At 35.3% G+C, this 13080-nt stretch carries 11 protein-coding genes and 1 tRNA gene; 1 reads left to right on the top strand and 11 read right to left on the bottom strand.

The genetic code is table 11. The features are described from left to right. Positions 1-77: transfer RNA gene (locus AAEY55_RS17455), tRNA-Val, on the top strand. Positions 78-262: 185 nt separating this feature from the next. Here the strand turns inward: AAEY55_RS17455 and AAEY55_RS17450 are convergent. From AAEY55_RS17450 to AAEY55_RS17400, 11 genes are all read right to left on the bottom strand, one after another. Further along, positions 263-835: a 4Fe-4S single cluster domain-containing protein gene (locus tag AAEY55_RS17450; protein ID WP_350552467.1), complete on the bottom strand. Its 573-nt coding sequence runs from the start codon at positions 833-835 to the stop codon at positions 263-265. A 3-nt stretch (positions 836-838) separates the two neighbouring features. Beyond that, positions 839-1336: a hypothetical protein gene (locus AAEY55_RS17445; RefSeq protein WP_350552464.1), complete on the bottom strand. Its 498-nt coding sequence runs from the start codon at positions 1334-1336 to the stop codon at positions 839-841. Further along, positions 1336-1545, bottom strand: a complete 210-nt coding sequence (locus AAEY55_RS17440) for a DUF2997 domain-containing protein (RefSeq protein ID WP_350552461.1) — start codon at positions 1543-1545, stop codon at positions 1336-1338. The genes AAEY55_RS17445 and AAEY55_RS17440 overlap by 1 nt, the downstream gene beginning before the upstream one ends. Further along, positions 1538-3712: a hypothetical protein gene (locus tag AAEY55_RS17435; RefSeq protein WP_350552458.1), complete on the bottom strand. Its 2175-nt coding sequence runs from the start codon at positions 3710-3712 to the stop codon at positions 1538-1540. Before AAEY55_RS17435 ends, AAEY55_RS17440 begins: the two co-directional genes overlap by 8 nt. Next, entirely contained in the window at positions 3712-5388 is a 1677-nt protein-coding gene (locus AAEY55_RS17430; protein WP_350552456.1) for a hypothetical protein, read from the bottom strand. The genes AAEY55_RS17435 and AAEY55_RS17430 overlap by 1 nt, the downstream gene beginning before the upstream one ends. Further along, on the bottom strand, positions 5385-8690 hold the full coding sequence (locus AAEY55_RS17425) for an AAA domain-containing protein (RefSeq protein WP_350552453.1): 3306 nt from the start codon (positions 8688-8690) through the stop codon (positions 5385-5387). Before AAEY55_RS17425 ends, AAEY55_RS17430 begins: the two co-directional genes overlap by 4 nt. Before the next feature lie 6 nt (positions 8691-8696). Continuing rightward, complete coding sequence (locus AAEY55_RS17420; protein WP_350552450.1) at positions 8697-10289, bottom strand: AAA family ATPase; 1593 nt, start codon at positions 10287-10289, stop codon at positions 8697-8699. Positions 10290-10548: 259 nt separating this feature from the next. Next, positions 10549-11079 (bottom strand): HEPN domain-containing protein, encoded by a 531-nt coding sequence (locus AAEY55_RS17415; RefSeq protein ID WP_350552447.1) that lies wholly within the window; start codon positions 11077-11079, stop codon positions 10549-10551. Between the two features lie 114 nt (positions 11080-11193). Next, on the bottom strand, positions 11194-11895 hold the full coding sequence (locus AAEY55_RS17410; RefSeq protein ID WP_350552444.1) for an amino acid adenylation: 702 nt from the start codon (positions 11893-11895) through the stop codon (positions 11194-11196). A gap of 9 nt (positions 11896-11904) precedes the next feature. After that, positions 11905-12576, bottom strand: coding sequence for a hypothetical protein (locus AAEY55_RS17405; RefSeq protein ID WP_350552442.1), 672 nt, complete (start codon positions 12574-12576; stop codon positions 11905-11907). 7 nt (positions 12577-12583) lie between these two features. Next, positions 12584-13015, bottom strand: a complete 432-nt coding sequence (locus AAEY55_RS17400; protein ID WP_350552439.1) for a hypothetical protein — start codon at positions 13013-13015, stop codon at positions 12584-12586. Positions 13016-13080: the final 65 nt, after the last annotated feature.

Raw genomic sequence — 13080 nt, 5'->3', positions numbered from 1 at the left:
ACGACTGTAGCTCAGTTGGTTAGAGCACTACCTTGACATGGTAGGGGTCGGTGGTTCGAATCCACTCAGTCGTACCACTTCAAAATAAAAAATCTAAAGAAAAAGCACACCCTACTCTTGCAAGCTCGCTCCAAAGGTCAGCGATTCGAGTCCACTTAGTCGTACCAACTAAAAAATAATTATTATATGCAATGATCCAGTTTCGTTATGTTAGTTCCAAGCTAACCTAATTACATATACAATTCTGGAAGACTATTGATATTTAATCTGGATAACCAAGAGTTGTAATTGAGCCTAAACTATCAATTACTATTTCAATTTCATTACCTTCATCACTTTCTTCTATAAGTCTAGAGCCATGCGGATATATAAGCTTTTGATTTGTTGAACCTCGAAGTCTTAAATATGTGTTTCGTAATGATTGCTGATAGCGCCCCGATATAATTAGGTCACTATTTTCATATAAAGCTGACCAATAACCTTTGAGCTCGAGTTCTCTTTGTTCAAAGCCTGTATAAACAACATTAGTCAAACTAGTATTGTCTTTTATCATTTTGATTAGCCAAAGCGTATTATCTGCTTGCTCAAGCGGTTCACCTCCTAAAAAGGTAATACCACTAATTTCGGGTGTATCCAAAATTTGCTGATAAAGTTTTTCTCTGTGTATAAGGGTTCTCTCTCTATGCGGCCACATTTGAGTATTCCAACAGCCTTTGCAACCCAAGCTACATCCTTGTAGCCAAATTGTAAAACGAGAACCTGGACCATATATATGAGTATGTTCTTCGATATGAGCTAGATTAAAAAAAGAATTACCTTCACCTATATTAGTCATAAATTAAATATGCCTAATACAAACAAGCTGAATTTTGCCATTAATGTGCTTTTCTTTTACGGTATAACCTTGAGCTTGAGCTTTTGCTATTGCTTGTTGTCGAGTCGCTTCCACCCTCGCCTTTCTTTGCTCTTCAATTTCTTTTCTTTCTATCTCGGCGAGTTCTGCTAAATGACGCTCATACTCACACAAATACTCTTGCTCTAGCTCCGATAAGAAGTCAGCGACTTTTTTATAATGCTTTAAACCTAGTACTCGTGCATTATATTGATCTGCATCATGCCTTAATACCCAAAGCTCACCTTGCTTTCTAAAGTGCTGATGTCCATTGTAATCAACCCTATTAGTGACTATGTCACCACACTTAACACTATTATTTCCCTGAAAGTCACGTATATTTTTTACAGTTATATATTTTGGTTCATATCCTAACTTAATAAGCGCCTGAAAAAGGGCAGTCTCTAGTACAAAAGGCGTGGTAGTTTTAATAACAGCACTCATTAACCGCCTCGCTTATTTTCGACAATATTAACTGCTTTTACAGTTTGTGATTGATAGTATTCATCAGACTTTTTTAAATTTTTAATGTTAATCTGCTCACCAAGAAGCTCAACAACAGCAGTTATACAAGAATCACCTTGAAACCCTTCTGTTTTGGCATTGACTTGGCCTTGCTCATCAATCGTTATAATAATTTGCTGTTCAGGCATAAATATCACCATTTTTAAAGGTACAAACTATTGCTTTTAATCGAGACGCCTCTTTATTCGCAATCTCATATTTATCTAATGATTCAATCACTAGATACCGTTTACCTTTATCTTGCATTAATGAAAAATCATCATCTGGTAAAGATTCTGAAGGCCAAATAATTTTTAACTGTTTTTTACTTTTAAGTCCGAGTTGTTGATCTAACGACTCATCTAAGCTTTCTGCTTTTGGTTTGCTGCGTTCATGCCGGTCAAGCTCATCATTGATGGTTGCTAAACTCTTTTCATGATTATCAGTATTGCTCTCAATATCTAACAGCTCTTTATGGGCTTTGCTATGTTCAGTAACTAAATGGTTGTAGACTTGATATAATTTAGCGTGTTTCTTTCGATTTTCTTTCTTTGAAAAGAATTGTTTGGTGCTGTTTAACTCTTCTGCCTCCTTTGGTAATGTCGCTGTATCGTCTTCTGTTTTCTCACTTCTGTCAGTTTTAACTTCCTCACGGTACTTGCTTTCTATTTCTTTAAGTAACGTTTCTAGTTTTGGTCGCTTATTTTTAATAAGTTCTTTCGCTTTACTCACATCGTTCTTAGCTTGCTCTTTATCCGCTGATAATTGCTTAATTTTTTTATCCCAAATATGTTCTTTTTCAGCCAAATTGATCTGCTGAGATATTTGCGTTTTATTCTGATTTAGTTCTAATACAATTTGAGAAAAATCATCTTCTGCCTTTTTTCTCTCAGCAGGTGTTGAGTGTAAAAGGTTAAACTTTTTGAGCGCATCTATTCTTTCAATCAATTTTCTATGTGTCTGATTTTGCCCCAGAATAAATTGACTCAATAAACTTGCAAACGAGCGAGTCCTACTTTCAGTAAGTTGTTTACTTGAGTTATTTAGCGTGCTTTCCGCTTCGGAGAGTGATTGCTGCCACAAGTTATTTACTTTCTCCCACTTATTTACCAATTCATCAGCGGTTGCGTTTTTTGGGCAATAAGGAGGATGAATTATTCCAGTGAATGAAACATGTTGCGCAGCAAATTTATCAGACCAATTTGTTTGTTTCGAAAACAAAGCTTCTGGAGTTTCATTCAAAAATTCTTCGATTGATTGGCAATAGTGCTCTTCCAAAGTAATAGTTTTGCGTTGCTCTATGGTCATTAATTCTTCATTTGTATTATTAGCAGACACAAATTTAACATTAACAAGCTCAGATACATTTGGTTTTAACGCCAGTACCCAACAAGCCTGCTCAGTAACCTTATTAATAGATGCAGTTACATTATTTTTTTGAGCTTCATCAAGCTGAATAGCCCAATTTACTTTACCTGCAGAAAACCCCTTCGGGAGTAACCAAACCACCTCTTCACTTCTTTCATCATCTTTAGCTTCATAAACAATATTAGGATAGTTAAAGTCAGTTAAAACTATATTTACTGAACTTTCTTTTGCGATACTATTTAGCTCGGCAAGTTGCCGATTTGAAATCAGCATAGCGTCATCTGTTATCTCAATTTTATTTGCTAAAGCTGATGCGTTAACTGTTGCTATTGTTGTTTTAAATGATTTCCTATTAAAATAACCATCTAATTGATATTCATCATTTAAGATAATCCTAACATCTGTTGGTTGTGCCTGACGCCTTGACTCCCCTATATATTCGTACTGTGTATTATCCCAAAAGTGTTTACAGAAGCTTCGGTAACTATCATCAATTTGATCTAGTGTAAGATCCAAACAATAGCCACTTTCATCTAATTCCGTAATAACAACACCGCGTTTATTAAAGTACTGATGATCACTTAAAAATATCGCACCAGCCTGAGCAACACCAGTGCGAACTAAACAACGTGATTTAAGCCGATCTATCGCTGTTTTGTTTTGTACATCATCACCTAAGCATAAGTAAACCCGTATGGACGGTTGGTTATCAACTAGTAACTGTATTGTTTTGATAGTTTCACTATCAAACAGAATATCTACAGAAATAATTAAAGTATGTTTGGTTTCTTCTATCTGCTGTATCAATTTAGCTTTGTTAAATACAGTAACAACATCACAATCATAAGCCGATTCAGTATTAGCATTTTTAGATACAAATTTACTGCTAAGCTTTTGTTCACTGTAATCTTTTTCGAATTTAATTTTTTTGGGTGCTAATGTCGTCATTACACACATTCCCTGTTATATTCTTCAACGATGTCTTGGAGATATTGTGGTAAATCCCTCTTATCTAAAGGGGTAAAAGTCGGTGTGCCATGCACGACCCACTGCCTATTGTGCTCGCGAGCAAAGTCTAAACTTGCACTGACTTTCCAACACTTTAAACCTGCCGATGTAAAAAACAACCAGTAACGATCATGATTATCTGGAGATTTATCAATAAATTTAGGCTGCCAACTTTCAGGTAATTTCTTTTTGTACATTTGTTTCAGTGTTACAAACAAACCTTTTGATACACCTACTTTAATGGCGATTCTCGTCAAAAGGGCTTGTTGATGATCGGATGTAAAATAACGATCTGAGATAATTATATTTTCTATGTGTCTACCATTAGTTAAATGGTTTATAAGTTTTGGAAATTCGAACTCGGCGCCATCATCTAATGTTAAAGCAACGCCAAAATCAGCTGCTAGATGTGGCATTAAATCGAAACCTGCAGCCGCTTGCCAATAGCTAGTAGCTTTACCTTCTGTGCCTAATATCGCTAACATCTTGTCAATCTGTATAGGTGTAATATCATGTGGGGTTAATCCTGGCTGAGAAAGCCAGTCCAATTGCGCTTTTTCTGCATGTATTAACGCATTATGCTTTTGCTGGTAAAAATGTTTGCACCATGCTTCTAGCCATTTCTCTCCATCACTTAAATCCATAGGTGAAATTGGCAATGACTGATGCTCTACTATTTTAAATGAACCAAAACGAGTTGAATCAACTGTTTCAAAAGGAAGTGTTTCTAACGATAAGCCGTTAAGCGTTTTTTTCTCATCAATTGTTTCACTAAAAGGAAGGGAGAAATATTGATATTGATTGTTCCACTTGCCATTTAACTGCTTACCTATACTGTCCATTAATTCTATATATTGGTTGTGGTTAGTTGGTAAATTGAAAGAGAATTCTTTTCCAACAGATGACGACTTATTACCCCTCCCCTTACTGGGAACTTCAATATTTAATTTCCCACTAAGAGTAGTTTTACTGTGCGCTGTTAACTGCCAATTTAAATATGCGCTTGCTTTATTATAAGTATCGCAAAGCACTTCAATGCTTTTAATCGCAACCTTAACCGACTCAATTGAGATCGATTTATTATTTTCTATCGCTAAGTTGGTAGTAATAACCTGCTCAGTTAAATATTGATTGATATCACCACGATAAGATCTATATTGATTAAGGTCTTTTGTGGCAAAGGCATCGATACGCTGTATTAAAATTGGATTTTTTACCAATAATTGGTCATTTTCGGCAAACCAAATATGAAACAAACCTCTTTCGAGAGTAGGTAAAAGTCCCATTTTTAAAAACTCCTTTCCCCTAGCTGTGAGCTCCTTATTGCAGTCGATTAAGGCTAGTTTTTTTAAATACTCAAGCAGCCTAATTGGAAGTTCAGCTACTTTTCCAAGCGCATCAACAATATCTTGACGCTTAACATAAACCTCTAGCGTTCCCAACAAAGGCAAGCACACTAAATTAACCTTTCGGTTTAATGTAAACAAAGGACCGTTACCATTACTACGTGCTTTTTTAGAAGGTTGTCGCATGTTTTCAGGATGACCTGTTCTAGATCTATCCTTGGTAATGTCTGGTTTTGTTTTCTGTAATTGTTCTTGCAGTGACGAATTCATTTAACTTTCCTTGGTAAGAGCGCTTTAGCCAGATTTTTAAGCTCCATAGTTCGGCTATTATTAGCAAAATAATCATAACAACCGACAATCGCTAGCTGATATCGGGCTCGTGTAATAGCTACATTCAGCCGGTTAGGTGAATCTAAAAAACCATCTCGATAATTATTCACCATAGATAGAAAAACCAAGTCTGCTTCTTGCCCTTGAAAATAATCAACAGTAGCTAATTTAATAGGCTGCCCTTTATATTCAAATTGACTATATTTTTTATTGTTACCCGGCAGTTTTTGTAATTCTTTTCTCAATGCTGTTTCTTGTCCCTTATAAAAGGTCAAAATAGCGATACTATAAGGCTGCCCTTCATCGTTTACACGAGCTTCCCCCCAATCACAGAACTGTTTTAATTCTTTAAGGATCTTATCGACTTCGGCTTTATTTTTGTTTTGACTTACTTGTGCATGTTTACTATTTTTAGGAATATCTAGCCAAGTAGCATGTGATTCAAACCCCAAGTAATCCCACTCTCTTTCAACAGCAACACTATCTCCATTTTTAAGTGATTCACCACGATAAAATTGCTGCCCTGGAAATTTAGAAATAGCTGGATGCATTCGATGTTGATAGCTTAGCGTTGTATGGCGTTGCTGTTTAATACCCGGAGTAAAACCTGAATTAAGCGTATGCGAGATATCTTGTTTTCGCTTTTGTAATCCATTACCTGATAACGCTTCTAATACTGAGGGAAATGCCACTTGTTGCAGCTGAAAAACTCGCCCTTCGCAATTTATACTTTTCGGTAAGAGGCGTTCTATAGTTTCTTTATAGTTTTGAGTTTTGTTATCAAAATTATGTGATAAACGTAACCAATATAACCTTTCTAGTCGCCAACATACCTCCTCTGCCCAAGATTTTTCTTTCAATTGTTTATTAAAATGTGCTGCCACCTCTGATGTTCCGTTGATATTAACGCCACGACTATGAAGTTTTTGGTCGTTATTAAATGATGCTTTATGTGAAAATGCATGAGCACTCGAATGCCAGTCATCTGATAGCCAAATGCCATCAGCGGGTATAAAATCATTAATGTTTTGCAAACAATTATCAGCAATAAAACATAGGTTATACTCCCAAAGTAAAATTGGACTCGAAGCGTACTCCTCTATATTTGATGAGTCTATCACTAGGATACGTTTATATTCTTCGTCTATTTTTACTCTTTGCGCAAGCTCGCCCTTTAAGGCTTTAGCTTCTTGTGGTGATACCGTTTTTATTAATTGATTTGAATAGGCATGATGGCTTTTCTGCCCGGCTCTTAACGCTTCTAGTAAAAAACATGCTGTTTGCAAGTTTTTATCTAACGTTTGCGAAGCATGCCCTCTTCTCCCAGGCTTTAATATAAGGTTTTCGAGGTTTGCAACTATCTGTTCTCTATCAGTAAATGGGGAAAGTTGGCGGATATCTCCAACTAAGATATGTTTAGCCGCATAGCGAGCAGGGACCAAAAATTCCTGAAAAGGGGTTTTACTGCACTCGTCTATAATCATCACATCGAAAGCTGGATCATAAAGAGGTAAATTGACCTCTTTATCGTTAAATAACCTCATTATACCTATGGTGGTCCCACATATGAGATTAGCGCTATCAACTAATATTTGTTTACTGATATTTTCACTTTGAACCAAATTATCAAATTGGTAGTGTTCAAGTCCTTGAGCGTTATGAGCATCACCTATTCTAAGTGCAAACACTTCATTAGTAAGTTGTTTACTGTCTATACGCTCTAGAACATTATTTATTGCAGCATGAGTTGAAGCTGTCAAAAGTATTTTTTTACCTTGACGAACTAACTGAACAATAAGCTCTAAAATGGATGTTGTTTTCCCTGTTCCAGGCGGGCCATCAAGAATTGCAAAATCAGGGGTAGCCAATGCTTTCTCAACAAACTCTCTCTGTTCTAAGCACCCTTTAAAACTATTATCAGTCAGAATTTTCCATTCCCCCTCTTGAAGAGGTACAAACTTTACATGCTGCCAAGGTTTACTTGCTTGGTATTTAAATAAATTCAGTAACCCATGCTGTCCTGAGTGAGGAGCAGATGCTAAAGCTGCTATAGCATCTTGTTGCTTGCGCAATTGAGAAATATCAGCTTTGGCCTTTATAGTTTTATATATAGGTAAAACGCTTTGCTGTTTAGTTTGTTTTGATTTAGCCAGTAATAACTGTTTCTCTTCACTATTACTTTTTATTACGTGAAATGACTCGCGGTTATTATTCTGGTTAGATTCCAAAATAATCGCGTTCTCACTAAAAAAATAATCGAGTGCAGATAGGCCGCTATCATCGTTATTTTTAGGTTCAATTAATTGTATCCACTGCTCTTGTTTATTTTCTTCCTTAATATCAAATTCAAGCTCTGGATGAGTACCTAAACTGCAGTGGCTTAATTTTGTTACATTGCTATGTTGAGCGGTAATAGTGACATTGTTATTGTTTAGAGAGAACTCCCAATCACTTTGTTTTAATGGTTTCCCATTACTATCAAATAAGCTCTCAACCGTTAAATTCTTAAGCTCACGAGCAGTGATATCTTCAATTTTAGCGCAATCATAATTAGGCTTCATCATTGAAAGCACTAACCAGTTAGCAACGTCCTTTTTTACATGAGTTGCCAATTTAGAATCAGAAAAAGTTTTTATGGTCTCAAATTTTACGGTTGAATCATTGAGTTTGGCTGTTCCATTTTTTTCATTTAATTGCCCAAACAGATCAATAACTAAATCATTACAAGTATCAATGCTGTAACTTTTTTCATCCACTATCACTACATCTGTGTTTATAACAGTAAGGCTCAAGGGTACTAATGTAATTGTATAACCTAACCAAACTATTGAAGTAATAACTTCACTGTGCTCTATTTTAATTTCATAAAAATCATTACGCATTCTAGAACCAGCTACTTTAATTTTTTGGCTTTTTTTACCTTTGCCAACGGTTACGGGCTCATCAAGCTCAACTTCAAAGTCACCATCTAAGTTATCGTTGTTTAATCGGTACCAATCTTTATCTGGATTGATTAAACGAATACGAGTAAGAGGTACTATTTGATATATATTTTGCTTTGGTTTGATAATAAATTGCAGTTGAGCAAGAGCTTCCCATTCACATGTTACTTCTTTATCTTTAAACGCCGTAATACTGTTAGATAAATAATTACGAAAAGAGGTTAGACCATCACTCACGTTATCCTGTAATTTTGCCGACTCAGATTCATCACCGCAAAGTGATAGATAAAATGGATTCATAGTAGATTACTCGAAAGGATTTTCTATTTCAGATTTTAAGCGAGTCATTGATTTTAATTTATCAGTGATTACTTCTGGTTTTTGTGAGCTTGCTCGCACTGCTCGCCCTTTGACCCATGAACGTGTTTTATCGATCAATTCGTGCATAGTCATTGATATAGGTGTAGTTACTGCAATTGCTGATTTAATATGTTCAAAGTTAATATCAATGCCATCGTCAAAGGCCATAAACAACGCCTCTTTAATCACTTCTTCTAACTCAGCCCCAGTAAAGCCGAGTGTTAGTTGAGCCACTTTTTTTATCTCAACTAGACTTAAATTATCTTCTCTGCTTCGCTTTTTTAAATGAACATTGAGGATATCTTCCCGCTCTTGCTCAGTAGGTAGGTCAACAAAGAAAATTTCATCAACACGCCCTTTTCTAAGTAACTCTGGGGGCAACTGCGCAATATTGTTAGCTGTCGCAACAACAAATACAGGCTTTTTCTTTTCTTGCATCCAAGTCAAGAAGCTACCAAGCACTCGCGCTGTAGTGCCTCCATCTGATGAACCAGAACTTTGAATACCCGATAACCCTTTTTCAATTTCATCTATCCATAAAATACTGGGAGATAGTGTCTCTGCTAACTGCAATGCTTCACGCATATTCGATTCTGATTGACCTACGATACCGCCAAATATTTTGCCAATGTCTAATCGTAGTAAAGGTAATTGCCAGGCATTCGCTATTGCTTTAGCTGCTAAGCTTTTACCTGTACCAGGCAAACCTAATAAAAGTAAGCCTCTTGGCTCCTCTAAACCAAAATCTTTTGCGCTATCACCAAAGGCAAGCTTTCTTCGTTTAAGCCATTTTTTTAGGTTGTCTAGACCGCCTATATCATCCATTGTGGCACTTGGATGGAAGTACTCTAAGTGGCCTTGCTTTCTTATGACTTGTTCTTTTTCTCGAACAATGCTTGGAATATCAAGTTCATTTAATCGCTCCTTCTCACAAGCAATTTTCGCAAATGCTAACTGCGCTTCACTTGTAGATAACCCCAATGCTGAATTAAGAAACTCAGTACTGAAAGAGCAATCTCGCTCATCTAACTCAAACTTTTGTTTAGCTTGTTCTGCAAGCTTTTTTAGTTCTGATATATTAGGCAAAGGCATTTCAAAAACTTGTGTATCTTTTACCAACTCAGTAGGTAAATCAAAAACAGGTTGTGACATAATAATAGTCACTTTATCTATTCGTCGACCAGCAACAGCTACGGCAAAACTTCGTAAGCGTGAAATATTTTTATGATCGAATGTACCTATGTGAGGGTGAAAGTCTTCAAGGAGTAAAATACAGTTAACTGGAGTGGTTAAATCATCTTGATTATCACCAATTACCCACTCAAGTACTTCGGAGGGGGTATCTACATCTTCTATTAGTTCTTGTTGACTAATGCCTTTTCTTAAACCTTTACAGCTATCCCAAATGAAAGTTTCCAGTCTTAAAGTGTCTGCAATTGAGTTAATCGTTGCCCTAATACGGAGGGTATCGTGGCTTATAATTTGTACAATCGGTGCACCTGCTTTAACAGCAAGTGTTATTTGTTTTTTGAAATCCATACTAATCCATGTAGCATAAAAAGATAATTTTTGTAGCCAAGTATTATCCTTAACCCATCTGAGCCATTAAAAAATACTAGACTTCCAGTAGCTATTCTATATTTAATTTAATAAAAATAAGTATTTAAGAACCTGCAAGAAAGAAAAATTAATTACTGAGTCTATTTTCACAACCGTAAAAATAGATGTCAGGCAACTAACTTTAAAAAATACCAGAACAATTGTTTTATTCTTGTTTGTAAACTCATTACTTATTCCTTTAAATTACTGCTAATGCCTTGTCTGTTGCTTGTGCTAACGCTTTAAAAAAACGCAAACACTTTTCAAGCTCATCTTTTTTAATTATTTGTGGTTGAGTAATATCAAGCTGTGCGCGATGTACGGCCTCGCCCCGTTTAGAAATCCATTTATTCAGCTGCTCTCTGGCATCTTTTGGTAACACATTAGGCCATGACCATTGCTCAGTAACATCTACACCAAAAAACTCTTCAAATAGCTTTTTGGTTTTATTTGAATTTGGGTTATGAAAATACTTTAAACGTTCCTGCAATTGCTTTTCTGCAAAGTGGCCAAATTGAGAGCCTTTTATCAGGCTAAACTTGGCATCAAAAATTTCAGTTACCACATCTTCAACATAGGTTTCCCATGCTGTTAGCGTCATTATTAAGCTCGCTTTTTTTAAAACATCATACGAGCATAATTCTGGATGGTTATTTAACGTTTCAAAGCATGCTAATAGTTGTTCTGCTTCAGATAGGGCTTTATTAAAATTTTGTAATGAGAGGGTCATTTTCTTCCTTAAATATTTAACTAACAATTAGGTGTTTGTTAGTACTGCTTTATTTTTTGTAATGCTATACAAAAATTTATAAAAATATAATTTCACAAGCTTGCGAAAATATATTTAGTTTGTTTTAGCTTTTTTATAATCACTAAAATTAATGATATTACTGTTATCAATTATATCGTTTGGCGGTTTAGCATCTCGTTGCTGTGCAGTGATAAGCGATTGGCAGTAACTTAATATGCGTTCTATCGGTATAAACCTCTCTTTACGACCAGTTGCTTTATTGGTAATACGTTTCGGATGAGTATTTAAGTATGTTGCTAATTCAATAGCAAGCTCTTTAGATAACTCATAAAGCCCCTCTTCTTTGAGTGTTTGGGTAACCCAAAGTGCGGCATCGCTAATATGCCCGCTTATACTTAAATCAGTGTTTTTAACCCAGCGCAGGGTGAATTCTATTTTAGATATTTCACTTAATAGCACGGCGATGTCGCTACGAGGTATTAGCTGATACACCTCAAGTATTTCTGCCAATATCAATTGCCATTCATGTGCTAAGCGCTGAGTTAACTCCTCTTGCGATAGCTTTAAATTAACCGGTATAAAAAACGTAAAACGGCTATTCGCTTCACAAACAATGATTGTTTTTTCACGAGATTTAGAGCTGTTATCAATAATCTGCAATTGCCAGTTAAAAACATTACTATCGCTAATGATGGTATTTACCCCTGCTTGTTTACCAGGCTCATGTGGCAAACGAGGTAAATCAGCTTTTAGATATTTATTAAGTGCGTTTGAGGCGCTGAATTGGAGTTTCATTCTGAGCTGTTAATAGCTAAGTGTTTGAAAACAATAATAAGAGGTAGCAATTAAAGCTGGCACTAATAAAACGAGTGAAAATAAATTAATCTTTTTGTTAACTTTAAATATTAAACCTTTAATTTCATCATTTTTACTAGTCAATTCCAATGTTGCTTTCTCTTGTTCTTCAATAATTTTAGCTATTTTATTATTAGTGTCTTCTAATCCATGGACTAATTTATCAACCTTAGAATTTAAACAACTATTCCTATCTAACAGTTCTTTATGACGCTCATCTATCTTGTTACTAAAAGAAACCAACATACCTTTAACGGTATCACTTGAGCATATTATTTCAGACACCGCACCATCAATAGACTTATTAAAAACTAACAGCTGTTGTTCAACTCTATCTTTATTGTCACTAATAATTTCTGCGCTATTTTTAGCTATATCGTTTAAAACACGCTCTTCTAAACGTGAAATTTTTTTTGTTAATTGTTTTAATAACTCATCTTTATCTGCACTCACCAAATCAAGCTTTTCATTGGCCTCCTCTAGCGCATCCCCTACAGATAAAATATCATTTTTTAATCTTTCCAAGTCATTGATAACAGGAGCAAGTGGTTGCTTAACGATTTTCACCATTAACTCAGTTAATTGTTTTTCTTTATTATTAATCTCACTGTTTGTAATCATATTCTAATCACTTTTTTCCATGTAAAAGCTTTAACGTATCTCTCTGAGCACTTAATTCACAAAATGAGATTAACTGCATAAAAGCATCACATTCATCATCTTCATCTAAAAATGCATCAATTTTTTTTGTTTTTAATGCATGATACTCTTGCTCCAATATATTAATAAAAGTTTCAAACTTTGTTATATCTTCCTTCATTAATTTTTCAGTATTTATAACTCTTATTTTCAACTTGCTTAATACATTATTTTTTATATGAGATTCTTTCTGTAGCTTTCTTTGTTCATCTTTGTTTATCAATATGCTCGCTTTAAGTTGTCTTTTTTTATTGTTATTTTTTTTGTTCATTGTATTAATTGCTTTAATCCAAGAATTCTCCCACTGCAAAAGGATAAATTCTTCTGATTTTTTCCTAGCCGTTTCTACGTAAGCGCGCATTTAAGCAGTGCGCTTAGCTATAATCGAAGTCTAGCTGCACATTCCACGGCATTAGGTCGGTAAAA

Origin of the sequence: Pseudoalteromonas sp. 120-MNA-CIBAN-0494 (assembly GCF_040308885.1) — a bacterium.
GTDB classification, from domain to species: domain Bacteria; phylum Pseudomonadota; class Gammaproteobacteria; order Enterobacterales; family Alteromonadaceae; genus Pseudoalteromonas; species Pseudoalteromonas nigrifaciens.
The sequence above is the reverse complement of the archived record's forward strand: the minus strand, read 5'-3'. Positions and strand labels throughout refer to the sequence as shown.